The organism is Amycolatopsis sp. NBC_01480 (assembly GCF_036227205.1).
Taxonomy (GTDB): Bacteria; Actinomycetota; Actinomycetes; order Mycobacteriales; family Pseudonocardiaceae; genus Amycolatopsis.
Window position 1 is genome coordinate 6,965,438 of sequence record NZ_CP109442.1, and the last position, 26,876, is coordinate 6,992,313.

At 71.3% G+C, this 26,876-nt stretch carries 22 protein-coding genes; 19 read left to right on the forward strand and 3 right to left on the reverse strand.

Features of this window, described 5'->3' with window-relative positions:
• Window position 1: 1 nt before the first annotated feature.
• The 4 genes from OG371_RS33220 (at window position 2) to OG371_RS33235 (ending at window position 5,023) form a co-directional block, all read left to right on the forward strand.
• Window positions 2-2,119, forward strand: a complete 2,118-nt coding sequence (locus OG371_RS33220; protein WP_329059571.1) for an ABC transporter ATP-binding protein — start codon at window positions 2-4, stop codon at window positions 2,117-2,119.
• Window positions 2,116-3,942 carry an ABC transporter substrate-binding protein gene (locus OG371_RS33225; RefSeq protein ID WP_329059573.1) on the forward strand — a complete coding sequence of 609 codons (1,827 nt, stop codon included), beginning with the start codon at window positions 2,116-2,118 and terminating at the stop codon, window positions 3,940-3,942. Before OG371_RS33220 ends, OG371_RS33225 begins: the two co-directional genes overlap by 4 nt.
• A gap of 198 nt (window positions 3,943-4,140) precedes the next feature.
• Window positions 4,141-4,338 carry a hypothetical protein gene (locus OG371_RS33230; RefSeq protein WP_329059574.1) on the forward strand — a complete coding sequence of 66 codons (198 nt, stop codon included), beginning with the start codon at window positions 4,141-4,143 and terminating at the stop codon, window positions 4,336-4,338.
• Between the two features lie 88 nt (window positions 4,339-4,426).
• Window positions 4,427-5,023, forward strand: a complete 597-nt coding sequence (locus OG371_RS33235) for a TetR/AcrR family transcriptional regulator (RefSeq protein WP_329059576.1) — start codon at window positions 4,427-4,429, stop codon at window positions 5,021-5,023.
• 7 nt (window positions 5,024-5,030) lie between these two features.
• On the opposite strand, the gene OG371_RS33240 is transcribed toward OG371_RS33235, so the two are convergent.
• Complete coding sequence (locus OG371_RS33240) at window positions 5,031-5,492, reverse strand: mycothiol transferase (RefSeq protein ID WP_329059577.1); 462 nt, start codon at window positions 5,490-5,492, stop codon at window positions 5,031-5,033.
• Between the two features lie 255 nt (window positions 5,493-5,747).
• On the opposite strand from OG371_RS33240, the gene car reads away from it, so the two are divergent.
• The 6 genes from car to OG371_RS33270 all read left to right on the forward strand — a co-directional run bounded on the left by car (window position 5,748) and on the right by OG371_RS33270 (window position 12,826).
• The gene (car, locus tag OG371_RS33245; protein ID WP_329059579.1) at window positions 5,748-9,233 is read left to right on the forward strand and encodes a carboxylic acid reductase; all 3,486 of its coding nucleotides are present in this window, start codon (window positions 5,748-5,750) and stop codon (window positions 9,231-9,233) included.
• 208 nt (window positions 9,234-9,441) lie between these two features.
• Complete coding sequence (locus tag OG371_RS33250; protein WP_329059580.1) at window positions 9,442-10,374, forward strand: chitinase; 933 nt, start codon at window positions 9,442-9,444, stop codon at window positions 10,372-10,374.
• 158 nt (window positions 10,375-10,532) lie between these two features.
• The gene (locus tag OG371_RS33255) at window positions 10,533-11,033 is read left to right on the forward strand and encodes a methylated-DNA--[protein]-cysteine S-methyltransferase (RefSeq protein WP_329059581.1); all 501 of its coding nucleotides are present in this window, start codon (window positions 10,533-10,535) and stop codon (window positions 11,031-11,033) included.
• A 34-nt stretch (window positions 11,034-11,067) separates the two neighbouring features.
• Window positions 11,068-11,682 (forward strand): hypothetical protein, encoded by a 615-nt coding sequence (locus OG371_RS33260; protein ID WP_329059583.1) that lies wholly within the window; start codon window positions 11,068-11,070, stop codon window positions 11,680-11,682.
• Window positions 11,679-12,176 (forward strand): RNA polymerase sigma factor, encoded by a 498-nt coding sequence (locus OG371_RS33265; protein WP_329059584.1) that lies wholly within the window; start codon window positions 11,679-11,681, stop codon window positions 12,174-12,176. Before OG371_RS33260 ends, OG371_RS33265 begins: the two co-directional genes overlap by 4 nt.
• On the forward strand, window positions 12,173-12,826 hold the full coding sequence (locus OG371_RS33270; protein WP_329059585.1) for a methylated-DNA--[protein]-cysteine S-methyltransferase: 654 nt from the start codon (window positions 12,173-12,175) through the stop codon (window positions 12,824-12,826). Before OG371_RS33265 ends, OG371_RS33270 begins: the two co-directional genes overlap by 4 nt.
• A 32-nt stretch (window positions 12,827-12,858) precedes the next feature.
• Here the strand turns inward: OG371_RS33270 and OG371_RS33275 are convergent, their stop codons facing one another.
• Complete coding sequence (locus tag OG371_RS33275) at window positions 12,859-13,911, reverse strand: LacI family DNA-binding transcriptional regulator (RefSeq protein ID WP_329059586.1); 1,053 nt, start codon at window positions 13,909-13,911, stop codon at window positions 12,859-12,861.
• Between the two features lie 202 nt (window positions 13,912-14,113).
• On the opposite strand from OG371_RS33275, the gene OG371_RS33280 reads away from it, so the two are divergent.
• The 9 genes from OG371_RS33280 to OG371_RS33320 all read left to right on the forward strand — a co-directional run bounded on the left by OG371_RS33280 (window position 14,114) and on the right by OG371_RS33320 (window position 25,486).
• Window positions 14,114-15,631, forward strand: coding sequence for a sugar ABC transporter ATP-binding protein (locus OG371_RS33280; protein ID WP_329059588.1), 1,518 nt, complete (start codon window positions 14,114-14,116; stop codon window positions 15,629-15,631).
• A 29-nt stretch (window positions 15,632-15,660) separates the two neighbouring features.
• On the forward strand, window positions 15,661-16,680 hold the full coding sequence (locus OG371_RS33285) for an ABC transporter permease (RefSeq protein WP_329073345.1): 1,020 nt from the start codon (window positions 15,661-15,663) through the stop codon (window positions 16,678-16,680).
• Complete coding sequence (locus OG371_RS33290; protein ID WP_329059589.1) at window positions 16,673-17,716, forward strand: ABC transporter permease; 1,044 nt, start codon at window positions 16,673-16,675, stop codon at window positions 17,714-17,716. Before OG371_RS33285 ends, OG371_RS33290 begins: the two co-directional genes overlap by 8 nt.
• A gap of 17 nt (window positions 17,717-17,733) precedes the next feature.
• A complete protein-coding gene (rhaS, locus tag OG371_RS33295) occupies window positions 17,734-18,807 on the forward strand; it encodes a rhamnose ABC transporter substrate-binding protein (RefSeq protein WP_329059590.1) in 1,074 nt (357 codons plus the stop codon).
• Window positions 18,808-18,858: 51 nt separating this feature from the next.
• The gene (locus OG371_RS33300) at window positions 18,859-19,179 is read left to right on the forward strand and encodes an L-rhamnose mutarotase (protein ID WP_329059591.1); all 321 of its coding nucleotides are present in this window, start codon (window positions 18,859-18,861) and stop codon (window positions 19,177-19,179) included.
• A 65-nt stretch (window positions 19,180-19,244) separates the two neighbouring features.
• Window positions 19,245-20,420 (forward strand): L-rhamnose isomerase, encoded by a 1,176-nt coding sequence (gene rhaI / locus OG371_RS33305; RefSeq protein WP_329059592.1) that lies wholly within the window; start codon window positions 19,245-19,247, stop codon window positions 20,418-20,420.
• Window positions 20,408-22,453 carry a bifunctional aldolase/short-chain dehydrogenase gene (locus OG371_RS33310; protein ID WP_329059594.1) on the forward strand — a complete coding sequence of 682 codons (2,046 nt, stop codon included), beginning with the start codon at window positions 20,408-20,410 and terminating at the stop codon, window positions 22,451-22,453. Before rhaI ends, OG371_RS33310 begins: the two co-directional genes overlap by 13 nt.
• Window positions 22,454-22,598: 145 nt before the next feature.
• A complete protein-coding gene (locus OG371_RS33315) occupies window positions 22,599-24,035 on the forward strand; it encodes an L-fucose/L-arabinose isomerase family protein (protein WP_329059595.1) in 1,437 nt (478 codons plus the stop codon).
• Between the two features lie 5 nt (window positions 24,036-24,040).
• Window positions 24,041-25,486, forward strand: coding sequence for a rhamnulokinase (locus tag OG371_RS33320; RefSeq protein WP_329073346.1), 1,446 nt, complete (start codon window positions 24,041-24,043; stop codon window positions 25,484-25,486).
• Window positions 25,487-25,602: 116 nt separating this feature from the next.
• Here OG371_RS33320 and OG371_RS33325 read toward each other — a convergent pair whose 3' ends face one another.
• Complete coding sequence (locus OG371_RS33325; protein ID WP_329059597.1) at window positions 25,603-26,862, reverse strand: hypothetical protein; 1,260 nt, start codon at window positions 26,860-26,862, stop codon at window positions 25,603-25,605.
• Window positions 26,863-26,876 lie beyond the last annotated feature (14 nt).

The window sequence follows — 26,876 nt, forward strand, 5'->3', positions numbered from 1 at the left end:
TGTGAGCCCGGTACTCAGGCTGGAAGACCTGCGCACCACCATCGACGTGCGGGACGGCGTGGTGCGCCCGGTCGACGGCGTCACGCTCGAGGTCGGACGCGGCGAGCTGCTCGGCCTGGTCGGCGAGTCCGGCTGCGGCAAGACGATGACCGCGCTGTCGATCATGCGCCTGCTGCCCCCGGGCGGGCGGGTGGAGTCGGGCCGGATCCTGCTCGGCGACGACGACCTGGCGGCGATGACCGGGCCGGAGCTGCGCGCGGTGCGCGGCAAGCGGATCGGCATGGTGTTCCAGGACCCGATGACCTCGCTCAACCCGACTATCCCGATCGGCAAGCAGGTCACCGAGCCGCTGGAGCTGCACGAGCGGGTGTCGCGGGCGAGGCTGCGGGAGCGGGCCGTCGAGATGCTCGAGCTGGTCGGGCTGCCGGACGCGCGGCGCCGCGTCGACGACTACCCGCACCAGCTCTCGGGCGGCATGCGCCAGCGCGTGATGATCGCCCGCGCCCTGGTCTGCGAGCCGGAGCTGCTGATCGCCGACGAGCCGACCACGGCGTTGGACGTCACCGTGCAGCACCAGATCCTGGAGCTGATCGACGACCTGCGGCGGCGCCTGGGCATGGCCGTGATCCTGGTGACGCACGACCTCGGCGTGGTCGCGGGCCGCGCCGACCGGGTCGCCGTGATGTACGCGGGCCGCATCGCGGAGCTGACCGGCACGCGCTCGCTGTTCGGCAACCCTCGCCACCCGTACACCGAGGCGCTTTTCGAGGCGCTGCCGGAGAACGCGGCTGAGTCGGGGGAGAAGCTGTACAGCATCCCGGGGCTGCCGCCGGACCTGAGCGACCCGCCGGCCGGCTGCCGTTTCGCACCGCGCTGCCGGTACGCCACCGCAGAGTGCGTCGCGACCGAACCGCCGCTGGACGGCGAAGTCAAAGGCCACGAATACGCGTGTTTCCACCCGGTTGGCGAACCCGGCTTGACCGAGCCGTCGCGGGTGGTCCGGGTGCACGAGCGCGGCGGGGCTCCGGCGGACGACGGCAGCGGGGTCGAGTCCGCGCCGCTGCTGGAAGTCGAGCACCTGGTCAAGGACTTCGCCGTGACACGCGGCGCGGTGCTGCGGCGGAAGGCCGGCACGGTGTCCGCGGTCGCGGACGTGAGCTTCACGGTGGCGGCGGGGGAGACCTTCGGGCTGGTCGGCGAGTCCGGCTGCGGGAAGACCACCGTCGGACGGTCGGTCGTCGGGCTGGAGGAGCCGACGTCCGGGCGGATCCGGATCGCCGGGACCGAGCTGACCTCGTTGCGGGGCAAGGAACTCCAGCGGCGACGGCGGGAGACGCACCTGGTCTTCCAGGACCCGTACGCCTCACTCGACCCGCGGATGCGCGTCGGCGCCGTGCTGGCCGAGCCGCTGGAGATCCACGGCGTCGGCACCCGCGCAACGCGGGCCCGGCAGGCCCGCGAGCTGCTCGCCGAGGTCGGCCTGCCCGCCGGCGCGGCCGACCGCTACCCGCACGAGTTCTCCGGCGGCCAGCGCCAGCGCATCGGCCTGGCCCGAGCGCTGGCGCTGGAGCCGAAGCTGATCGTGGCCGACGAGCCGGTGTCGGCGCTCGACGTGTCCATCCAGGCGCAGATCCTGAACCTGATGAACGACCTGCGCTCACGGCACGGCCTGACGTACGTGTTCATCTCGCACGACCTGTCCGTGGTGCGCTACCTCGCACAGCGGATCGGCGTGATGTACCTCGGCAAGCTGGTCGAAGTGGGCCCGGCCGCCGAGGTGCACGGGCGGCCACGGCACCCGTACACCCGCGGCCTGATCGACACCGTGCCGGTGGCCGACCCGTGGGCCGAAGGGCGCGAAGGCGGGGTCACCGGTGAACTGCCCTCGGCGCTCGACCCGCCTTCGGGCTGCCGGTTCCGCACCCGCTGCCCGTTCGCGCAGGACGTCTGCGCCGCCGAGGAGCCCGTGCTGCGGACCTTCGGCGACGGGCACCAGGCCGCTTGTCACTTCCCTCTCGGGAACAGTCCACTCGAGCACAGTCCTCTTGAACACAGCCCCCTAGAAGACGACCCGCTGGAACACGCGGAAACGACCGTCTACCAAGGAGAGAACGGATGAGAATCACCAAGGCACTCGTGCTTCCCTTGGTGCTGTTGGCCGGCTTGGCGACGGCGTGCAGCGGCAGCAGTGGCGGCTCCGGCGGCGGCACCCCGACCGAGGGCGGCACCGCGGTGTTCGCCGAGGCGCCCGGCACCCAGCCGAACTGGATCTTCCCGTTCGTCGACTCGGCGCACAACAGCGGCTACGCCACCGGCGACCTCGAGCAGCTGATGTACCGCGAGCTGTACTGGTTCGGCGACGCGAGCGGCAGCACCGGCGTGAACACCACCAAGAGCCTCGCCGACCCGCCGGTGTTCAGCGACAACAACTCGAAGGTCGTCATCAACGTCAAGCCGTACAAGTGGTCCAACGGCGAGACGGTGAACGCCAAGGACGTCGTGTTCTGGATGAACATGATGTTCGCGGAGAAGTCGAACTGGTACGGCTACGTGCCCGGCCAGTTCCCGGACAACGTCAAGTCCGCCACCGCCACCGGGCCGCAGCAGGTGACGCTGCAGCTCACCGACTCGTACTCGCCGACCTGGTTCACCGGCCAGGAGCTGGCGCAGGTCGCGCCGCTGCCGATGGCGTGGGACAAGACCTCGGACGCCGCGGCGGCGGGCAGCGGCGGCTGCGCGGACGACCGCGCGAAGTGCGACGCCGTCTACAAGTACCTGTACAACAAGAGCAAGGACCTCTCCACCTACGCCACCGACCCGCTGTGGCAGGTCGTGGACGGGCCGTGGCACCTCACCGCGTTCGACGCCGAGGGCAACATCAGCTACGACCCGAACCCGAAGTACAGCGGCCCGGACAAGCCGCACCTGGCGCACTACAAGATGCAGCCGTTCACCAGCACCAGCGCGGAGTTCAACGCGCTGCGCAGCGGCAAGACCGTGAACGTCGGCGGGGTGCAGGGCGCGGACCTGCCACAGAAGAAGGCGTCGGAGAAGCTGCCGGCCACGAATCCGTTGCAGGCCAACTACAATCTGGTGCCCGCGTACGGCTGGGGCTGGAGCACGACGCTGCTGAACATGGACAACCCGACGTTCGGCGCGGCGTTCAAGCAGCTGTACGTCCGGCAGGCCATGCAGCAGACGCTGGACCAGGAGACCGACGTGAACGTCGCGTTCCGCGGTTACGGCGCGCCGACCACGGGGCCGGTGCCGGTCAACCCGGACAACGAGTACGTGACCGCGGCCGAGCGCGGCGCCGGCCCGTACCCGTTCGACAAGACGAAGGCCAAGGGCCTGCTCACCAGCCACGGCTGGACCCTGCAGAACGGCGCGATGACCTGCACCAGCGCCGGCACCGCGCCGAACCAGTGCGGTGCGGGCGTCACGGCCGGCACGCGGCTGGAGTTCTCGCTGCAGTACTCCACCGGCAACCCGGCGTACGGCCGGATCATGCAGCAGTGGAAGTCGGACGCCGCCGAGGCGGGCATCGTGTTCGACCTCAAGGGCCAGGAGTTCAATGCCCTGATCAACGACATCAGCAGCTGCCACGGCTCGGGCCCGACCTGTGAGTGGCAGATGGGCTTCTTCGGCTACCAGCAGTACAACGCGGTGCCGACGGGCGACCAGCTGCTGCTGCCCGGCTCGACCGGCAACATCGGCAACTACGACGACCCGCAGCTCGACAAGCTGATCCAGGCCACCCTGCACAGCGACGACAAGAACGCCTTCGCCGCGTACGAGGACTACGCGGTGAAGACCTTGCCGGGGCAGATCAACATGCCGCTGCGCACGTACATCGAGGTGGTGGACAAGAAGCTCGGCGGCGTGGCGTTCCCCGCCGTGCAGACGGCCCGCAGCCCGGAGGAGTGGTACTTCACCAAGTAAGCCCCGTGGGCGATACGAGCGGGAGGGCCGGCCTCCCCCTTCCGGAGGCCGGTCCTCCCGCTCGTCTCTATTGGACACCGTGAGTGCCGGTACGCGGGAGAGATCACGAAGGGTGACACTCGAACGGGTTACGGGCGGCTCCGGTTGTCCTTCGTTCGGCGGCGTCGCTCTACTCCGGGTGGCAGTAGCCTTCGCGCCATGGACGACCGTAGGACCGCTCGCCGGACGGTCCAGATGGCGAGCCTCGGTCTGGTGGCCGGGCTGGGTTTCCTGGTTTCGAGCCTGTGGTGGGCGGCGGCGGTGTGGTGGACCTGGCTGGCCGGCAGCCTGCTGGTGGGGCTGCTGACCTGGATCCTCGTCTTCGAGCTGATGCGCCTGCGCCGCGGCGGCGACTGAGCGGCCCGGGTTGCCTGAGCGTCCACTGTGGACGGATCTCGCTGCTCGACCGCGCGTGGGGGAGACCGGCGCGGGTACGCTGGCGGGCATGCCCAGGATCAGCGAGGCGCATCGGGAGGAACGCCGTCGGCACGTGCTGGTGTGCGCCTGGCGGTGCTTCGCGCGGGACGGGTTCCACGTGACGTCCATGGACGACGTGATCGCCGAGACCGGGATGTCCGCCAGTGGCGTTTACCGTTACATCAGCGGAAAAGACGAGCTGATCGAGGCGGCCGGGCTCGAAGCGGCGGCGATGTTCCGGACCGTGTTCGAGCGGCTGCTGGCGGCCGACGAGCCGCCGCGCCCGGCGGAGCTGGTCGCCGCGCTGGCCGCGGAACTGGGCCGCGGGCCGAACTCCGACCTGTCGCGGATCGCCATCCAGGCCTGGGCCGAGGCGCTGCGCAACCCGGCGGTGAACACCAACGCGCGGGCGTTCCACCTCGAGCTGCGCGGGCAGCTGGGCCGGCTCGTCCGCCGCTGGCAGGAGAGCGGCGAGCTGCCGCCCGGCGCCGACCCGGACGCGATCGGGCTGGCGCTCGCCACGCTGTTGCCCGGGCTGCTCGTCGCGCACCACGTCCTGGGCGGGATTCCGGTGGACGCGCTCGTCACCGGGCTGCGGGCGCTGGCCGGGAGTTCGTCCACATAGGACCCGGCTAGCCCCGGTCGGCCAGCAGGTCGCGGGTCAGCTCGAGGTGGCCGCGGTGTTGCGCCAGCTCCTCATAGATGTGCTGCAACGCCATGCCCTGGCTCTCGCCGATCGGGGTGCCGCGGTACTTCGGCGGGACCTCGCCGCGGCAGGGATCGGCCGGGACCGCCGCGGCGACGTCCGCCGCGAACTGCTCGCGCACCAGGCGCAGCCGCGCCACGAGCTCGTCGACCGGGCCGGAAGCGGTGAACTCCGCCGCGCGGTCGCGGGGCACGGCGCGGCCCGCGACGACGTGTCCGCCCCAGAAGGAGACGACGCCGAGGCAGTGCGTGACGATCGCGTACGGCGAGTTGCCGCCGGGCAGGTCCGGGCTGCGGTTCGCCCGCTCGTCGCCGAGTCCGATGAGGACGGCGGCCATCCCGTCCAGCGCGCGGTCGACGAAGTACAGGTATCCCTCCGTGGTGATCACGCCGGTGATCGTAGCGCCCGGCCGGCCGCCGAACTGTCCACAAAGGTCAGTTCAGCACGAGGTAAAGACTAGGCCGTTCAGGCTAAGATCACTACCACTGGTGATCGAGGCGACACAAGGAGCGATATCTCACAGGCGTCAGCCCTGTAAGACAAAGGATCACCGAAGGTAAATTTAGTTGTCGTACTACATCTACGCCGGGGATCACTGCCGCTCCCACACGCGCGTAATCGAAAGCCACGGGAGGGCTGACCCATGACGACCGCAAGCACGGCCACCGACGAGCGGCAGGAGGAGCGCGCCGCGGCGCTGTACGCCGGTGACCAGCAGGTTCGCGAGGCCGCACCGCTGGACTCGGTCACCGCGGCGATCCGGCGGCCCGGGCTGTCGCTGCAGCGGGTCGTCGCCACGGTCATGGAGGGGTACGCGGACCGGCCGGCGCTGGGGGAGCGGGCGATGGAGCTCGTCACCGACCCGGCGACCGGCCGCACCACGCTGGAACTGCTGCCGCGGTTCGAGACGATCACGTACGGCGAGCTGTGGGACCGCGTCGGCGCCGTTGTCGCCGAATGGCACCACGACGCGCAAAACCCGCTGGCGGCCGACGAATTCGTCGCCGTCCTCGGGTTCACCAGCACCGACTACGCGACCATCGACCTGGCCTGCACACGGATCGGCGCGGTCTGCGTGCCGCTGCAGGCCGGCGCGACCGCGGGGCACCTGAAGCCGATCATCGCCGAGACCGGGCCGCGGATTCTCGCGGCCAGCCTGGAAAACCTGGACGTCGCCGTCGAAGCGATCGCGGAAAGCGAGTCGGTGCGGCGGCTGCTGGTGTTCGACTACCACGCCGAAGTCGACGAGCAGCGCGAGCAGTTCGAGGCCGCGCGGCAACGGCTCGCGGAGTCCGGCAGCGCGGTTGTGCTCGACACGCTGGCCGACGTGATCGCGCGCGGGCGCAAGCTGCCGCCGGCGCCGGAGTTCGACCCGGGCCCGGCCGGCGACCGGCTCGCCCTGCTCATCTACACCTCCGGCAGCACCGGCACGCCCAAGGGCGCCATGTACACCGACCGGCTGGTGTGCGGGCTGTGGTTCGGCTTCTGGCCGGTGAAGACCGGCCGCGCGGTGCTGAGCGTCAACTACATGCCGATGAGCCACATCGCGGGCCGCGCGCTGCTGCTCGGCGCGATGGCCGACGGCGGCACCTCGTACTTCGTCGCGAAGAGCGACGTGTCCACGCTGTTCGAGGACATCGAGCTGGTGCGCCCCACCGAGTTGATGATGGTGCCGCGGATCTGCGACATGCTGTTCCAGCGTTACCAGAGCATGCTGGACACCAGCTCCGGCACCGAGGACGAGGTGAAAGCCCAGCTGCGCGAGAAGGTCCTCGGCGGCCGGCTGATCTGGGTGGGCTCCGGGTCCGCGCCGCTTTCGGCCGAGATGACGGAGTTCGTCGAGTCCTGCATCGGGCTCCCGCTGCACGACGGCTACGGCTCGACGGAGGCCGGCGCGGTCCTGCTGGACCACATCATCGGCCGGCCGCGCGTCACCGACTACAAGCTCGTGGACGTGCCCGAGCTGGGCTACTTCACCACGGACTCGCCGCACCCCCGGGGCGAGCTGCTGGTCAAGTCGTCGATGCTCGTGCCGGGGTACTTCAAGCGGCCGGACGCCACGGCCGAGGTGTTCGACGAAGACGGCTTCTACCGCACCGGCGACATCATGGCCGAGGTCGGGCCGGAGGAGCTGGTCTACCTCGACCGTAGCAAGAACGTGCTCAAGCTGTCGCAGGGCGAGTTCGTCGCGGTCTCCCGGCTGGAGGCGGTGTTCGCGACCAGCCCGCTGGTGCGGCAGATCTACGTCTACGGCAGCAGCGAGCGCGCGTACCTGCTCGCGGTGGTCGTGCCGACGGCCGCCGCGCTCGAGCGTGGCGGCGACCTGAAGGCGGCGGTGGCCGAGTCGCTGCAGCGGATCGCGAAGGAGGCGGACCTCAACTCGTACGAGATCCCACGGGACTTCCTGCTCGAGACCGAGCCGTTCACCCCGGAGAACGGCCTGCTGTCCGGGATCCGGAAGCTGTTGCGCCCCAAGTTGAAGGAGGTCTACGGCGAGCGGCTGGAGCAGTTCTACCAGGAGCTGGCCGACCGCGAGGCGAACGAGCTGCGCGCGCTGCGCCGCACCGGCCGCGACGAGCCGGTGTTCGACACCGTGGTCCGCGCCGCGCTGGCCGTGCTCAGCTCCTCGGCCGGCGAGCTGGCGCCGGACGTGCACTTCATGGACCTGGGCGGCGATTCGCTGTCCGCGCTGTCGTTTTCCACGCTGCTCAAGGAGATCTTCGACGTCGAGGTCCCGGTCGGCGTGGTGATCAGCCCGGCCAACGACCTGCGGCACCTGGCCGCGTACATCGAGGCGGCGCGCGAGTCCGGCACGCAGCGGCCGACGTTCGCCAGCGTGCACGGCGAAGGCAGCACCGAGGCCCGGGCCGCGGACCTCACCCTGGACAAGTTCATCGACGCGGAAACCCTTGCCGCGGCGAAGGGTCTGCCGCACCCGACCGGTCAGCCGAAGACCGTGCTGCTGACCGGTTCGAACGGCTACCTCGGCCGGTTCCTGTGCCTGGAGTGGCTGGAGCGGCTGGACGAAACCGGCGGCAAGCTGATCTGCATCGTCCGCGGCAGCACGGCCGAGGCGGCGCGCAAGCGGCTCGAGGACGCGTTCGACAGCGGTGACGCGGAGCTGCTGCGGCACTTCCGGGAGCTGGCCGCCGAGCACCTGGAAGTGCTCGCGGGCGACATCGGCGACGCGGACCTCGGCCTCGACGAGCCGACCTGGCGACGGCTGGCCGACACGGTCGACCTGATCGTGCACCCGGCCGCGCTGGTCAACCACGTGCTGCCGTACGACCAGCTGTTCGGGCCGAACGTGGTCGGCACCGCGGAGCTGATCCGGCTGGCGCTGACCACGCGGATCAAGCCGGTCACCTACCTGTCCACGGTGGGCGTGTTCACCGAGGAGGCCGCGGGCACCGACGAGTACTCCGACATCCGCGTCACCTGCCCGGTGCGCGCGATCAACGAGGAGTACGCCAGCGGGTACGGCACGAGCAAGTGGGCCGGCGAGGTCCTGCTGCGCGAGGCGCACGACCTGGCGCAGCTGCCCGTCGCGACGTTCCGCTCCGACATGATCCTGGCGCACAGCCGGTACGCGGGGCAGCTGAACGTGCCGGACATGTTCACCCGGCTGCTGCTCAGCCTCATCGTCACCGGCATCGCGCCGCGCTCGTTCTACGCCAGTGACCGGCCCGCGCACTACGACGGGCTCCCGGTCGACTTCACCGCCGAGGCCATCACGACGGTCGGGCTGGCCGAGGCCGAGGGCTACCGGACGTACAACGTGATGAACCCGCACGAGGACGGCATCTCGCTCGACGTCTACGTGGACTGGCTGAACGAGGCCGGCTACCGGATCCGGCGGATCGACGACTACGCCGAGTGGTTCACCCGGTTCGACAGCGCCCTCCGCGGCCTGCCGGAGCTGCAGAAGCAGCACTCGCTGCTGCCGCTGCTGCACGCGTTCGCCCGGCCGGCCGAGCCGGTCGACGGGGCCGGCGACATCCCGACCGAGCGCTTCCGCACGGCCGTCCAGACCGCGAAAGTGGGCGCGGACAAGGACATTCCGCACGTTTCGGCGGAGCTGATCCGGAAGTACGCGGCCGATCTGAAAGGTCTGGACCTGCTGCTGTGACTCTGGCGTAGTCCGTCAAGGCCTCCTTGCCAGCGTCCGACGCGGGTAAGGAGGCCTTGACGGACGACGGGGCACGCGGCGGGGTCTTGACTTCGCTGTGTGCCGGGTCCTACCGTCTGAGTCACTTCGGTAGGAATCTTTCCTAACCAATGGGCTCCTGCCGGGCACCGCCGCCTCGGTTTCCCCGTTGTCCCCGGAAGGATGACCCATGGTTAGTTCCGTGCGCCGAGCCCTGACGATCGCCGCGGCGGCGCTGCTGCCCGCGGTGGCACTCGCGGCCGGCGGTGTCGCCCAGGCGGCACCCCAGTCGTTCCCGGCGAAGTTCGCCGCGCCCTACCTCGAACTCAGCAGCGGGACGGTCGGCGACATGGCCGCCGACAAGAGCGCGTCCGGCGTCAGCCACTTCACGCTGGCGTTCCTGATCCCGCAGAGCGGCTGCACCGCCAAGTGGGAGAACGGCGATTACCCGGTCGGCAACTTCAAGTCGCAGATCAGCTCGCTGCAGTCGTCCGGCGGTGACGTGATCATCTCGTTCGGCGGAGCCCAGGGCGGTGAGCTGGCGCAGACCTGCAAGTCCGCGAGCAGCCTGCAGGCCGCGTACGCGAACGTGGTGAAGACCAACAACGTGCACCGGCTGGACTTCGACATCGAGGGCGGCCCGCTGGACGACACCGCGTCGATCCAGCGCCGGGACACCGCGCTGGCGGCGCTGCAGAAGGCCGACCCCTCGGTGCAGGTCGACTACACGCTGCCGGTCGACCCGAGCGGGCTGGAGGGCAACGCGCTCTCCCTGCTCAAGGACGCCAAGAGCAAGGGCGTGAAGGTCAGCACGGTCAACATCATGACCATGGACTTCGGCGACGGCGAGAACGCGCTCAACGACGCCGAGTCCGGGGCGAACGCCACCGCGAAGCAGCTCGCCAGCCTGTACGGCGAGTCCTTGTCGGCGGCGTGGGCGCAGCTCGGGCTGACCCCGATCGCCGGCAAGAACGACGACAACGAGAACTTCACCCAGGCCAACGCCAAGACGCTGGAGTCGTTCGCGGCGTCCAAGGGCGTGTCGCTGCTGTCGTTCTGGGAGGTCGACTCCTACGACAAGAAGGTCGGCTACGCGTACTCGAAGATCTTCGGCCAGATCTGACTGAGCGGCACCGAACGGCCCGGCCGGGCGCACCTGGCCGGGCCGTTTCGCGTCTCCGGCCGGGCCGCCGAAGCCCGGGCCTCACGTTTCCGGCAGTCTGGACGTCTTCACGGTGGAGGGAGCGCAAGGCGACCACCGGGAGCGAAGGGACGAGGGACATGAGTGTCCGGCACACGGTCGTGGACTCGCCGGTGGGCGAGCTGACGCTGGTCGCGGACGGCGACGCGCTCATCGGCCTCTACTTCGACGGGCATCAGCGCAAGCCGCGGCTGGACGGGCTCGGGCCGCGGGACGACCGCGGGTTCGGCGATGCCACGCGGCAGCTGCGTGAGTACTTCGCGGGCGAGCGGACCGAGTTCGACCTGCCGCTCGCGCCGCGTGGCTCGGAGTTCGAGCTGAAGGTCTGGGCACTGCTGACGAAGATCCCGTTCGGCGAGACGCGCACGTATGGGCAGCTCGCGGCGGAGCTGGGCGACCCCGGCGCCGCGCAGGCGGTCGGGAACGCCAACGGCTGGAACCCGATCAGCATCGTCGTGCCGTGCCACCGGGTGATCGGCGCGAGCGGCGGGCTCACCGGCTACGCGGGCGGCGTCGACCGCAAACGCTTTCTCCTCGGCCTGGAGGAGCCGCCGGCGGACGAGGACGGCAGGCTGTTCTGACCTTGAGCAGCAATGAACGCGGGGGAGGGGAGCGATGACGGGCCGCAACCGGGTGACGCCGACCGGGGAGATCGAGGAGTTCGCGCTGCGCGGCGCGTGGACGGGCAACCGCGGCATCCTCCACCGTGACCGCGAGATCGTCCGGTTCCACGCGAGCGACCTCTGGATCACCTGCGCGCTGGAGTTCCGCGGCCGGTGGCGTGAGCAGTGGCTGCCGAACCGCTGGACGCCGCTGTACTTCCACGACGAGGCGGTGGCGTTCGCCGCCGGGCACCGGCCGTGCGGCGAGTGCCGGCACCAGGATTACCGGGCCTACCGCGACGCTTGGGCCGAGGAGCTGCGCGTGGCGCCGCCCTCGGCGAAGGAGATGAACCGGCAGTTGCACAGCGAACGCCTCTTCCGCGGGACGCACCGGCGGCGCTTCCACGAGCTGCCGTGGGCCGGGCTGCCCGACGGTGTCTTCGTGCTGCGCGACGGAGTTCCCGCGCTGGTGCTCGGCGGGCACCTGGCCGAGTGGACCCGCGAGGGCTACGGCGCCCGCCGGCCGCGGCCGAAGGCGGGCACGGCGACGGTGGTCACGCCACCGTCCACAGTGGCCGTTCTACGCGCGGGCTACCCCGTGCAGGTCGACGACGGGGCGCGCCGGTGAGCGCGCGGCCGTTCGAGCGGGTGGTGGACGAGCACGGGCCGATGGTGCTGCGCGTCTGCCGCGCGGTGGTCGGCCCGGCCGACGCCGAGGACGCCTGGTCCGAGACGTTCCTGTCCGCGCTGAAGGCGTACCCCGAGCTGCCCGCGGACGCGAACGTCGAGGCCTGGCTGGTCACGATCGCCCACCGCAAGGCGATCGACGTGCTGCGCGCGCGGGCGCGGCGCCCGGTCCCGGTGGACGCGCTGCCGGAGGAGCCGAGCCGCACCGGCCGCCCGGAGGACTGGGACGGCGACCTGTGGCACGCGCTCGCCCAGCTGCCGGACAAGCAGCGGGTCGCGGTCGCCTACCACTACCTGGCCGGCTTCCCCTACCGCGAGGTCGCCGCGATCACCGGCGGCACCGCCGACGCCGCCCGCCGCGCCGCCGCGGACGGCATCAAAGCGTTGCGGCTGAAGGACTTGAGCGCGGCGGAGCCGGAAGGAGCACGCCCATGACTGAGTATTTTCAGACCGCGTCGTCCAAGGCCGAGCTGCCCGACGCCGAGCTGTTCACGGCCAAGCTGCTCGACAGCGTGCCGGGTCCGGACGAGGACACCACAGCGAGGCTGCGCGCCCGGCTCGCCGGGCTGGCCCAGCGGGACGGCCTGCTCGACGTCGCCTACCGCACTGTCGACTCGCCGGTCGGCCCGCTGCTGCTCGCCGCGACCGAGGAAGGCCTGGTGCGCGTGGCGTTCAGCGTCGAGGGCCATGACGACGTGCTGGCGGAGCTGGCCGGCGCGGTCAGCCCGCGCATCCTGGCCGCGCCCGCGCGGCTGGACCCGGTCGCCCGTGAGCTGGACGAGTACTTCGCCGGGCGGCGGCGCGCCTTCGACCTGCCGCTGGACTTCCGGCTGTCCAAGGGCTTCCGCCGCTCGGTGCTCACGCACCTGGCCGAAATCCCTTACGGCACCACGGAAAGCTACTCCCAGGTCGCTGCCGCTTCGGGCAGCCCGAAGGCGGTGCGCGCGGTCGGCACGGCCTGTGCGACGAACCCGCTGCCGCTGGTCGTCCCGTGCCACCGGGTGGTCCGCTCGAACGGCACCTCCGGGCGTTACCGCGGTGGAGAGGCCGCGAAGCTCACGCTGCTCACCCTTGAAGGCTCGTGAGTGCCTATGCCGGTTCTAACCGTCATGAACACTCACGAGCGGTAAGTCGACGCGCGCACCACCAGCTCCGGGGTGAACGTCACCTGCTGGTGCTCGTGGCCGGGGTCGGCGGTCTCCTGCATCAGCAGCTCCGCGGCCGTCCGGCCGAGCCGGCGCCGCGGCTGGCGGACCGAGGTCAGCGGCACGGTGGCGGCCGCGGCGAACTCGATGTCGTCGTAGCCGACGATGGCGAGGTCGTCCGGGACCCGCAGGCGCAGTGCCGCGCACGCCTGCAGTAAACCCAGCGCCAGCAGGTCGTTCGCGCAGAACGCCGCGGTCGGGCGGGACGAGGCGGGCAGGCCGGCCAGGCGCTGGCCCGCGTTGCCCCCGTCGGCCACGCCCATCTGCGACGTGGTCAGGTCGACCAGGTGGTCCGGGCCGAGGCCGGCCGCGCGCAACGCCCGCAGCGCGCCCTCGCGGCGGTCGCGCACCTGGCCGATGCCCAGCAGCCCGCCCACGAACCCGATCCGCTCGTGTCCCTGCTCCACCAGGTGCCGCACCGCGATCTCGCCGCCCACCACGTCGTCCACGGCCACCGAGCAGTGGCTGGCCGTGGGCCGGGTGCGGTCGACGATCACCAGCGGCGTGCCGCGCCGGGCGATCTCGTCGAGCTGGGGCGAGCGGGGGTCGACGGGCGTGATCAGGATGCCCTGCACCCGCTGCTGTTCCAGCCGGCCGAGGTAGGAAGCCTCGCGTGTGGCCAGATTGGCGCTGTTGCACAGGAACAGCGAGAGGTCTTCCTCGTCGGCCGTGTCCTCCATGCCCGCGGCGACGTCGGTGAAGAACGGGTTGCGGCCGTCGAGCATCACGTACGCGAGCACGCGGCTGTGCCCGACGCGCAGCTGCCGCGCCGATTCGTTGCGCACGAACCGAAGCTCGGCCATCGCGGCCTCGACCTTCGCGCGGGTGCCGGGGCTGACCCGGTCCGGCCGGTTGAGCACGTTGGAGACCGTGCCGAGGGAGACCCCGGCCGCGGCCGCGACGTCCTTGATGCCGGCGGCGCGGGCCTCGGCGGGCCCGGGCTCGTGGGGGTCTTGCACCGTCATCGCGGCCCTTCGTGTCTTGCCTGCCGGCCGCGGCCCGCTGCCGGGCGTGCCGGTGAGCGGGAAGTCAAACCGGGAGAATTCGCCCGGGGCCGACTGAAAAATCGTTTCATTTACGGTTTTCTCGCGTCATTGACTTCACCTTCTGACGCATAGTAGCGTCACCGCGCCAGGTTTGTGAAACCTTTCAATCCGGAGGTCCGCGATGACGCGGCAGGAGCCGGGCCGCGAGCCCCTGTTGGAGGTCCGCGGCGTGACCAAGTCGTTCGGCGCGGTCGCGGCGGTGGCCGGGGTGTCGTTCCCGCTGTACGCCGGCGAGGCCCACGCGCTGGTCGGGGAGAACGGCGCGGGCAAGTCGACCATCGTCAAGATGCTCGCCGGGGTGCACCGGCCCGACGAGGGCACGCTGCTGCTGGATGGTGAGCCGGTCGCGTTTTCCTCGCCCGCCGCGGCCAAAGCGGCCGGCATCGCGGTGATCTACCAGGAGCCCACCCTGTTCCCGGACCTTTCGGTGGCGGAGAACATCGTGATGGGCCGGCATCCGCGCAAGGCGCTCGGGATGATCGACCGCGCCGCCGTCCGCGCCGAGGCCGAGCGGCTGTTCGCGCGGCTGGGCGTGCGGATCGACCCGGCCCGCCCGGCGCGCGGGCTGTCGATCGCCGACCAGCAGATCGTCGAGATCGCCAAGGCCCTCAGCGCGGACGCGCGGGTGCTGGTGATGGACGAGCCCACCGCGGCGCTGAGCCTGGTCGAGGTCGAGCGGCTGTTCTCCGTGGCGCGCGCCCTGCGGGACGAGGGCGCGGCGATCATGTTCATCTCGCACCGGTTCGAGGAGATCACCGAGCTGTGCCAGCGCGTGACGATCATGCGCGACGGCAAGCACGTCTCGACCGACCTGGTCGACGAGGTCACTGTCGAGGAGATGGTGCGCCGCATGGTCGGGCGCGAGCTGGACAAGCTGTTCCCCAAGCAGGACGTCGAGCCCGGCGCGGTGGTCCTCGAGGTGGAAGGCCTGGCGCGCGAAGGGGTTTTCCGCGACATCTCGTTCTCGGTGCGGGCGGGCGAGATCGTCGCATTCGCCGGGCTGGTCGGCTCGGGCCGCTCGGAGGTCGTGCAGGCGGTGTTCGGAGTGGACGAACGCGACGCCGGAGTGGTGCGGCTGAACGGGAAGAAGCTGCGCGCCGGCTCGCCGCGCGCCGCGATGTCCGCGGGAATGGCGCTGGTGCCGGAGGACCGGCGGCAGCAGGGCCTGGTGATGGACCTGTCGATCGAGCGGAACGTGACGCTGCCGCGTTCGCGCGCGCTCTCGAAACTCGGCCTGCTGCTGGGCCCCGGTGAACGGCGGGAAGCGTTGCGCTGGACCGAGCGGCTGCGCACGAAGTACCGGCGCCTCGGCGATCCCGTCGGCACGCTTTCGGGCGGCAACCAGCAGAAGGTGGTGCTGGCCAAGTGGCTCGCGATGGCGCCGAAGGTGCTCATCGTGGACGAGCCGACGCGCGGCATCGACGTCGGTACCAAGGCCGAGGTGCACCGGCTGATGTCCGCGCTCGCGGCCGAGGGCGTCGCCGTGGTGATGGTGTCCTCGGAGCTGCCGGAGGTGCTCGGCATGGCCGACCGGGTGCTGGTCATGCGCGAGGGCCGGATCGTGGCCGAGATCGCGCGGGCCGCGGCGACCGAAAGCTCGGTGATGTTCGCGGCCATGGGACAGGAAGCAGCAGCGTGAGCACGACCAAGACGGACCCGACGGGCGAGATGGCGGTGCCCCGCGAGCTGGCGCCCACCCGGAAATCCTTGCTGGGCGGCCTTTTCCGGGCACGCGAGTCGGGCATCGTGCTCGCGCTCGTGGTGCTGGTGGCGTTCACCGCGACGCAGAACCCGAGGTTCCTGTCCGGGCAGAGCATCCGCGACATCCTGCTGGGCACGGCGATCCTGGCGGTGCTGGCGGTCGGGCAGGCGGTGGTGATGATCACCCGCAACATCGACCTGTCCGTCGGGTCGGTGCTGGGGCTCTCGGCGTTCGCCGTCGGCACGCTGCTGCGCGGGAACCCGGGCCTGCCGGTGGTCGTGGCGCTGCTGGCCGGGCTCGCGGTCGGCGCGGTCTGCGGACTGGTCAACGGCGCGGTGGTCCGGTTCGGCCAGGTGCCCGCGCTGGTGGTCACGCTCGGCACGCTGTACGCGTTCCGCGGCGTCAGCTACTTCTGGGCCGGCGGCCAGCAGATCAACGCCGACCAGCTGCCGGGCTCGTTCCTCGGCTTCGGCGACTCCGCGGTGCTCGGCGTGCCGTGGCTGGTTTTGATCGCGGTGGTGGTGATGGTGGTGGCCGGCGTGGTGCTGCGGAACTACCGCGGCGGCCGCGAGCTGTACGCGATGGGCTCGAGCCCGCAGGCGGCCCGGCTGGCGGGCATCAAGGTCGGCCGCAACACCACCGTCGCGTTCCTGGTCAGCGGCGCGCTCGCGGGCCTGGCGGGGGTGCTGTTCGCGGCGCGGTTCGGCACCGTCGACGCGGCCGCGGGCACCGGGTACGAGCTGAACGTGGTCGCCGCCGCGGTGGTCGGCGGGGTCGCGGTGTTCGGCGGCAGCGGCTCGGTGTGGGGCGCGAGCCTCGGCGCGCTGCTGCTGACCGTGATCGGCAGCGCGCTGGCCGTGCTGGACATCAACCAGTTCTGGCAGCAGGCGATCGTCGGCGCGCTGATCCTGCTGGCGATCGGGGCGGACCGGCTGGTCGCGGTCCGCGTCGCGCAAGCACTGAAGAAGAAGGATTCCCATGTCTGACGCCGTAGTGCCCCGTGGCCGGCCGGCCTGGCTCTCGCGCCTGGCGAGCTGGGACGCCGCGGTCATCCTGGTCACGATCGTGGTGCTGCTGGTCGCCTCCGGCGTGGTCGACAACTTCGGCACCGGCCGCAACTACACCTTCCTGCTGCTGGACCTGCTGCCGATCGCGCTGATCGCGCTGCCGATGACGTTCATCATCGTCACCGGCGAGATCGACCTCTCGGTGGCGAGCACGCTCGGGCTCACCTCCGCGGTGATGGGCTCGCTGTGGAACGCCGGGCTGACGATCGAGTCGATCATCCCGATCAGCATCGTGCTCGGCGCGATTCTGGGCGCGGTCAACGGCTTCTTCGTCACGATGCTCAAACTGCCCTCGCTCGCCGTCACCATCGGCACCATGGCGCTGTACCGCGGCCTGGCCTTCGTGGTGCTCGGCGACGGCGCGGTGGCCGACTTCCCGCGCGCCTACACCTCGTGGGTCACCGGGACCCTCGGCGGCGGCCCGATCCCGAACGTGCTGGTGCCGCTGGCGGTGCTGGCCGTGGTCTTCGGCGTGGTCCTGCACGCCACGCCGATCGGGCGCGCGGTGTTCGCGGCCGGCGCGAGCGAGCAGGCCGCGCGGTTCGCCGGCGTCCGCACCGGGCGGCTCAAGTTCTGGCTGTACGTGGTGTGCGGCGCGATGTCCGGGCTCGCCGGGGTGCTGTGGACGCTGCGCTATTCCAGCGCCCGCGCGGACAACGGCTTCGGCATGGAGCTCGCCGTGGTCGCCGCGGTGCTGCTCGGCGGCGTGTCGATCTTCGGCGGCAAGGGCACGCTGCCGGGGGTGCTGGCCGGCGTGGTGCTGCTGGCCGGGCTGCAGAACGCGCTGCGGCTGCAGGACGTCTCGAACGAGGCGCTCAACATCGTCACCGGGGTGCTGCTGATCGTCTCGGTGCTGCTGCCCAACATCGTCTCCTCCGCCCGCGCGGCCCTGCGGCGCCGGCGAAGGCGATCCCCGTCCCCGGACCCCGGAGCGCTCGCCGGGATCGAGCAGTGATCAGAAAGGTGACGAAGATGTCCCGTCGATTTCTCACCGGCGCGCTCTCGGCGGCCACCGCGGCCGGGCTGGTGCTCAGCCTGACCGCCTGCGGTGGCACGACCAAGAACGACAACTCCGGCTCGGGGCCCGCGCAGTCCACCGCGGCCGCGAACCCCAATGCCGCGACGAAGCAGGGCGTCAAGATGGCGTTCCTGCCCAAGCAGCTGAACAACCCGTACTCCGACATCGAGGTGGGCGGCGGCAAGGCCGCGCTCGACGAGCTCAAGGGCGCGTACAAGCTGGTCGGGCCCAACGACGCCAGCGCCTCGTCCCAGGTCAGCTACATCAACACGCTGATCCAGCAGCAGCAGGACGTGATCGGCATCGCGGCGAACGACCCGAACGCGGTCTGCCCGTCGCTGAACCAGGCCCGCAGCGCCGGCATCAAGGTCGTCACGTTCGACTCCGACTCGGCGAAGGACTGCCGCGACCTGTTCATCAACCAGGCCTCCACGCAGGGCATCGGCGAGCAGCTGGCGAAGCAGGCCAAGGACCTCTCCGGCGGTTCGGGCGAGATCGCGGTGCTGTCCGCGACCCCCAACGCCACCAACCAGAACGCCTGGATCCAGGTGCTCCAGCAGCAGCTGGCCAAGCCGGAGTACGCGAACCTGAAGCTGGACAAGATCGCCTACGGCAACGACGACGACCAGAAGTCGTTCCAGGAGGCCCAGGGCCTGCTGCAGTCGTTCCCGAAACTGAAGGTGATCGTCTCGCCGACCACCGTGGGCATCGCCGCCGCCGCGCGTTACGTCAGCAGCTCGAGCTACAAGGGCAAGGTCGCGGTGACCGGGCTCGGCACGCCGAACCAGATGCGCGCGTTCGTCAAGGACGGCACCGTGAAGCAGTTCGCGCTGTGGAACCCGGCGGACATCGGCTACCTCGCCGCGTACGCCGGCGTCGCGCTCAGCTCCGGCCAGATCACCGGGGCGCCGGGGCAGAAGTTCAAGGCAGGCAAGCTCGGCGAGTACACCGTCGGGGCCAACGGTGAGATCGTCCTCGGCCCGCCGACCGTGTTCGACGCGAGCAACATCGACAAGTTCAACTTCTGACGCGGTGCCCCGGCCGGGCTCCGGCCCGGCTGGGGTCCACAAAGGACTGAAATGGCGCGTTACTGCTTCTGCCTCCAGGTGAAGCCCGAGCGGATGGCCGAGTACGCCGGACGGCACCGCTCGGTCTGGCCGGAGATGCGGGCCGCGCTGTCGGAAAGCGGCTGGCACAACTATTCGCTGTTCCTGCGTGAGGACGGCCTGCTGATCGGCTACGTCGAGGCCGAGGACCTGGCCGAGGCGCAGGCCACGATGGCCCGCACCGAGGTGAACGCCCGCTGGCAGGCGGAGATGGCCGGGTTCTTCACCGGGCTCGGCGGGCGGGGGCCGGATGAGGACCCGTGGCTGCTGACCGAGGTCTTCCACTCTGCTTGACAAAACAGCGCTTGAGGAAAGCAGCGCCCAGCAATCCAGCGCGTAAGCGCCAGACGAGGAAAGACGTGATCGACTTGTCCGACCTGACGGCCGTGAAATCCGCTCTGCGGGCGCAGCGGATCGAGACGCCCTCCTGGGCGTTCGCCAACTCCGGCACCCGGTTCAAGGTGTTCCCGCAGGCCGGGGTGCCGCGCACGCCCGAGGAGAAGATCGCGGACGCGGCGACGGTGCACCGGTTCACCGGCGCGGCCCCGAGCGTCGCGCTGCACATCCCGTGGGACCGGGTGGACGATTTCGGCGCGCTGACCCGGTACGCCCAGGACCTCGGGGTCGAGGTCGGCGCCATCAACACCAACGTCTTCCAGGACGAGGACTACAAGCTCGGCTCGGTGACCAACCCGGACCCCGGGGTGCGCCGAAAGGCCACCGATCATCTGCTCGAGGCGATCTCCATCATGGACGCCACCGGCTCGCGTGACCTGAAGCTGTGGTTCTCCGACGGCATCAACTACCCCGGGCAGGACGACATCCGCGACCGGCAGGACCGGCTGGCCGAAGCGTTGCGCGAGGCCTACACCCGGCTCGGCGAGGATCAGCGGATCCTGCTGGAGTACAAGCTGTTCGAGCCCGCGTTCTACGCCACCGACATCCCGGACTGGGGCACGGCGTACGCGCATTGCCTGGAGCTGGGCGAGCGGGCGACGGTGTGCATCGACACCGGGCACCACGCGCCGGGCACGAACATCGAGTTCATCGTCGCGTTCCTGCTGCGGGCGGGCAAGCTCGGCGCGTTCGACTTCAACTCGCGCTTCTACGCCGACGACGACCTGATGGCCGGCGCCGCCGACCCGTTCCAGCTGTTCCGGATCATGTACGAGATCGTCCGCGGCGGCGCGCTCGACCCGGCCTACGGCATCAAGTTCATGCTCGACCAGTGCCACAACATCGAGGCGAAGATCCCGGCGATCATCCGCTCGGTGATGAACGTGCAGGAGGCCACCGCCAAGGCGCTGCTGGTCGACCGCGACGCCCTGCGCACGGCCCAGCGCGAGGGGAAAGTGCTGGAGTCCAACGCGATCCTGATGGACGCGTACAACACCGACGTCCGCCCGATCCTGGCCGAGCTGCGCACCGAGGCCGGCCTGGACCCGGACCCGATCGCGGCCTACCACCGCAGCGGGTACCAGGAGAAGATCGTCGCGGAACGAGCCGATGGCCAGCAGGCCGGATGGGGGGCGTGAGGGTGACCGTGCCCGAAGAGCTGGTGGCGCGCAGCAACGCGCTCGGCGCCGATCCGCGCAACACCAACTACGCCGGGGGCAACACCTCGGCCAAGGGGTCCACAGTGGACCCGGTCACCGGCGGGCCCACGGAACTGCTGTGGGTCAAGGGCTCCGGGGGAGACCTCGGCACGCTGACCGAGGCCGGGCTCGCCGTGCTGCGGCTGGACCGGCTGCGCGCGCTCGTCGAGGTCTATCCCGGCGTCGAGCGCGAGGACGAGATGGTCGCCGCGTTCGACTACTGCCTGCACGGCCGGGGCGGCGCGGTCCCGTCGATCGACACCGCGATGCACGGGCTGGTCGACGCGCCGCACGTGGACCACCTGCACCCGGACTCGGGCATCGCGCTGGCCACCGCGGCCGACGGCGCCGCCCTGACCAAGGAGTGCTTCGGCGACCGCGTCGCGTGGGTGGACTGGCGGCGGCCCGGGTTCCAGCTCGGGCTGGACATCGCGGCGGTCAAGGCGGCCAACCCGCAGGCGATCGGCGTGATCCTCGGCGGCCACGGCGTCACCGCCTGGGGCGCCACTTCCGAAGAGTGCCGGCGGAACTCGCTGGAGATCATCCACACCGCGGAGAAGTTCCTCGCCGAGCGGGGCCAGGCCGAGCCGTTCGGCGCCGTCGTGCCCGGCTTCGAAGCACTGTCCGAAAAGGACCGCCTGGCCCGGGCGGCCGCGCTGGCGCCGGTGGTCCGCGGGCTGGCGTCGACCGATCAACGCCAGGTCGCGCACTACACCGGGAGCGAGGTGGTGCTGGAGTTCCTGGCACGGGAGAAGCTCGCGCCGCTGGCCGCGCTCGGCACCTCGTGCCCGGACCACTTCCTGCGCACCAAGGTCCGCCCGCTGGTGGTCGACCTGCCGGCCACCGCGCCGCTGGAGGACGTCGTCGCGCGGCTGAAGGAATTGCACGCCGAGTACCGCACCGAGTACCGCGCCTACTACGAGCGGCACGCGACGCCGGACAGCCCGGCGATGCGCGGTGCCGACCCGGCGATCGTGCTGGTGCCGGGGGTCGGGATGTTCTCCTTCGGCAAGGACAAGCAGACCGCGCGGGTGGCGGGGGAGTTCTACGTCAACGCCATCAACGTGATGCGCGGCGCCGAGGCGGTGTCCACGTACGCGCCGATCGCGGAGAGCGAGAAGTTCCGCATCGAGTACTGGGCGCTGGAAGAGGCCAAGCTGAAGCGGCTGCCGAAGCCGAAACCGCTGGCCGGGCGGATCGCGTTGGTCACCGGGGCTGGTTCGGGGATCGGGAAGGCGATCGCCGAGCGCCTCGCGGCCGAGGGCGCGTGTGTCGCGATCGCGGACCTGAACGCGGACGCGGCGGCCGAAGTGGCGCAAGGCATCGGCGGGCCGGACAAGGCCGTCGCGGTGACCGCGGACGTCACCGATGCCGGCGCCGTGCAGGCCGCGGTGGACGCGACCGTGCTGGCATTCGGCGGGATCGACCTGGTGGTGAACAACGCCGGGCTGTCCATCTCGAAGCCGTTGCTGGAGACCACCGAACGCGATTGGGACCTCCAGCACGACGTGATGGCCAAGGGCTCGTTCCTGGTCTCGCAGGCCGCGGCGAAGGCGATGGTCGCGCAGGGCATCGGCGGCGACATCGTGTACATCTCGTCGAAGAACTCGGTGTTCGCCGGGCCCAACAACGTCGCGTACGGCGCGGCGAAGGCCGACCAGGCGCACCAGGTCCGGCTGCTGGCGGCCGAGCTGGGCGGGCACGGCATCCGGGTCAACGGCGTGAACCCCGACGGCGTCGTCCGCGGCTCCGGCATCTTCGCCGGCGGCTGGGGCGCGCAGCGGGCCGCGGTGTACGGCGTGCCGGAGGAGAAGCTCGGCGAGTTCTACGCCCAGCGCACCATCCTCAAGCGCGAGGTGCTGCCCGAGCACGTGGCCGCCGCGGTCTTCGCGCTCACCGGCGGCGACCTGACCCACACCACCGGGCTGCACGTGCCGGTGGACGCCGGCGTGGCCGCCGCGTTCCTTCGCTGAGGCTCGCACCGCGGAGACTCCGCCCGCTGAGGCTCCGCCCGCGGGAGGCTCGCACCACCGGAACGCAGCGGATGACGCTTTCGCTGCACTCGGCGCAGGGAAAGCGTCATCCGCTGCAACAAGACACGACAGGAGAGAGGGCACCATGACCGACACACTCGACGGGATCGGCCGGATCACCCCGCGCCGCACCCGCGTCGGCCTGGTGGCCGGCGGGCTCGGCGCGTACTGGCCGCAGTTCCCGGAGCTGCTGCCGCAGTTGCAGGCCTCGGCGCGGCGGGTGTCCGCACGACTGTCCGATATGGACTGTGAGGTGATCGACGCCGGCTTCGTCTCCGACGCCCAGGAAGGCGCGGCGGCCGCGGAGAAGCTGCGAGTGGCCGATTGCGACCTGATCATCGGGTTCCTCACCACGTACCTGACCTCCAGCATGCTGGCCCCGATCGCGCAGCGCAGCGGCTCGCCCGTGCTGCTGCTGAACCTGCAGCCGACCGAGGCGATGGACCACGCGAGCTTCGACACCGGCGCATGGCTGGCATACTGCGGCGCCTGCCCGTTGCCGGAGATGGCGAACACCTTCCGGCGCGTCGGCGTCGAGTTCCGCTCGGTGTCGGGGTACCTGGAGGACGAGCGGGCCTGGACGCGGATCGGGCGGTGGATCAAGGCGGCGGGCGTGCGGGCGGCGTTCCGGCACGGCCGCCACGGCCTGCTGGGCCACCTGTACCCGGGCATGATGGACGTCTCCACAGATCCCACGCTCGTCTCGGCGCAGCTCGGCGGGCACGTCGAGATCCTGGAGGTCGACGACCTGCGCGTGCGCGTGGAGCAGGTCACCGAGGCCGAGACGAGCGAGCGGATGGCGCTCGCGCGCAAAGTGTTCACTGTGGATGATTCCGTAGCGGACGAAGACTTCGCCTGGGGCGCCCAGGTTTCCGTCGCGCTCGACCGGCTGGTGGCCGACTTCGGCCTGGACTCGCTGGCCTACTACCACCGCGGCCTCGACGGCGAGACGCACGAGCGCGTCGGCGCTGGCTTCATCCTCGGCGCCTCGCTGCTCACTGCGCGCGGCATCCCGGCCGTCGGGGAGTACGAGCTGCGCACCTCGCTGGCGATGCTCCTGATGGACCGCCTCGGCGCGGGCGGCTCGTTCACCGAGCTGCAGGCGCTCAACTTCCGCGACAACGTGGTGGAGATGGGCCACGACGGCCCCGCGCACCTGGCGATCAGCGCGAGCCGGCCGCTGCTGCGCGGGCTCGGGGTGTACCACGGCAAACGCGGCTGGGGTGTGTCCGTCGAGTTCGACGTGAAGCACGGGCCGGTGACGTTGTGCGGCCTCGCGCAGGGGCGCGACGGCACGTTCTCGATCGTCGCGTCGGAGGGCGAGGTGGTGCCCGGCCCGCTGCTGGAGATCGGCAACACCACCTCGCGCGTCGACTTCGGCTGCGACCCGGGGGAGTGGACCGACGCGTGGTCGGCCAGCGGCATCGCGCACCACTGGGCGCTGGGCACCGGGCACCGGGTCGGTGAGCTGACCGCGGTGGCCGACCTGCTGGGGCTGGACCTGACCGTGGTGCGGGTGTGAAACGGCTGGCCGCGGTCGACCTGGGCGCGTCCAGCGGGCGCGTGATGGCCGGCTCGGTCGGGCCGGGGCACCTGGCGATCGAGGAGGTGCGGCGCTTCCCGAACGGCGCCGTGCGCGCGGCCGGGACGCTGTACTGGGACGTGCTCGGCCTGCACCGCGAAATCCTCGCCGGCCTCGGCGAGGCGCACCGCGCCGGACCGCTGGACGGCATCGGCATCGACTCGTGGGCGGTGGACTACGGGCTGCTCGACGCGCACGGGAACCTGCTCGGCAACCCCGTGCACTACCGCGACGCGCGCACCGAAGGCGTGCTGGAGCGCGTCGTGCGGACGGTGCCGGAGCGGGAGCTGTTCGACGTCACCGGGCTGCAGCAGCTGCCCTTCAACACGCTGTACCAGCTGGTGTCCGAAGCCGACCGGCTGAACACCGCGTCCACCCTGCTGCTGATCCCGGACCTGCTGGCCTACTGGCTCACCGGGCAGGCCGGGGCCGAGCACACCAACGCCTCCACCACACAGCTCTACGACGTGCGAGCGCGGGCCTGGGCGGTCGAGCTGGCCGAGCGCGTCGGCATTCCGGCCCGGCTGCTGCCGCCGTTGCGCGAGCCGGGGGAGCGGATCGGCACGCTGCTGCCGGACCTGGCCGCCGAGCTGGCGCTGCCGGAGCTGCCGGTGGTCGCGGTCGGCTCGCATGACACCGCGTCGGCCGTGGTCGCGGTGCCGGCCGAGCCCGGCGCGAATTTCGCGTACATCTCGTCGGGCACCTGGTCGCTGGCCGGGCTGGAGCTGGACCGGCCGGAGCTGGGCGACGCCGCGCTGGCCGCGAACTTCACCAACGAGGGCGGCGTCGACGGCACGATCCGGTTCCTGCGCAACGTGATGGGCCTGTGGGTGCTCACCGAGACCCTGCGGACGTGGGCCGCCCGGGGCGAGCGGGCCGAGCTGGCCGAGGTGCTCGCCGAAGCCGCCGCCGCGCCGCCGCTCGCCGCCGTGGTGGATGTGGACGCGCCCGCGTTCCTGCCGCCCGGGGACATGCCGGCGCGCATCGCCGCCGCCTGCCGGGAGACCGGGCAGCGGCCGCCGGAAACGCGCGGCGAGGTCGTCCGGTGCATTGTGGACAGTCTCGCGCTGGCCTACCGCCGCACGGTCCGGCAGGCCGCGCGCCTGGCGGGCCGGACGGTCGACGTGGTCCATGTCGTCGGCGGCGGCGCCCGCAACACCCTGCTGTGCCAGCTGACCGCCGACGCGTGCGAGGCCCCGGTGCTGGCCGGGCCGGTCGAGGCAGCCGCGCTGGGCAACGTGCTGGTGCAGGCCCGTACGCTGGGCGCCGATCTGCCGGATCTGGACGCGATGCGCGAGTTGATCCGTCGGACACAGCCGCTGCGCCGGTACCTGCCTACGGGCGGGGACTGGGCCGCGGCCGAAGCGCGGCTGCACTCTGCGGATGCGTGAAGACCCGCCTGTTTCGGCGTGAGCCTGCCTCCTGCGCGGTGTTGTTCACGCGCGCCCATGCGGTGCTCGGCTGCCTCCGTCCACATCGGACGGAGGCAGCACGAGCGCACGAGAGGTCAGGCGCCGGCACTCATGGTGGTCAGCGTCTGGACCGCGCTCTTCGCCGCGGCTTCGTCGGCCGGATCCGGTTGCGCGAGGGTGTGCTGCGTGCAGCCCAGCAGCTGCAGCGACGCCCGCAACCGCAGCGTCAGGAAACGCAGCAGGCCGACGCCGGTCGCGGAGTCGGGGGACGGGGCGTTGCGCAGCAGGGTCCGGTCGGCCGTCAGCCGGGGCAGCCCGACGGTGCGCAGATCGCGGCAGTAGGCCCGGGTGGTGTCGGTGCGGGGGTTCAGCGCGGGCTGGTCGACCCCGGCCCGGTACAGGTTCGTCTTGCGCACGTTCGGGACCCCGTTGACGAGGGTCATCGGGTCCCCCGGCGGCACCAGCGCGACCGGCGCGGGCTGGTGCGCCGCGGCCTGCAGCTCGTTCAGCGCGAGTGAGGTCGTGCTGCCGGTTCCGGTGGTGAGGTCCTTCGCGGTGAACGGTGTGCAGCCGAAAGCCGGATCGACGAACGCGTCCAGCAGCCGGTTGTCGCTGCCGTTGGCCAGTGTCGTCACCGGGCCGAGCTGGGCGGAGCCCGCGGTGCCGTCCTGCGCGGTCCGCCCGTCCTGGGTGGCCACGTAGGTGGTCGTCACGTTGTCGCTCTGGTCCTGGTCGACGAGGGAGAAGTCCCGCGTGGTCGGGCAGGGGTGCCCGTCGCGGGCGACCCCGAGCGCGGGCACGGTCAGCTTGCCCGCGCGCTCGGCCGCGCCGGTGGCGGCGAAGAACCGGGCCGCCCCGCACTGCGCGAACTGACCGAAGGGGGAGCCCGCGACGCCGTTCACGCACTGGCCGCTGCGCAGGGAGCCGCCGGTGCCACCGAGGGTCAGCGTCCCGCCGTTGCTGCCGAACCACAGCCCGACCACGGCGCCCGCGGGCAGGACCGGGACCACGGGCGGGGCGGCGGGGGCGGTCCCGTCGTCGATCACCAGCGGCCGGTAGACCGACAGCGCGCCCGTGGCCGGATCGAGGACCGTGGCCTCGACGAACGCCGACTGCAGCGGGTTCGCCTCGGTGCAGGGCCCGTCGGCGGGGTTGGTCGCGCTGAGCCGGTACGGCGTCGCCAGGCCGTTCGCCGAAAGCGGGTTCGCGGGTACGGAAACGGTGCACGCCGGGTTCGGCACGGCCACCGTCGCCGGCGAGGGCGTCCTGGGTGCGGCCACCGCAACGCCGATCACGGCCAGTGACAAGGCGGCGACTGTCGCGCCCAGCCGGATCGGCGTGACCTGGCCGAGCAAGCGTGCTTTTCGAT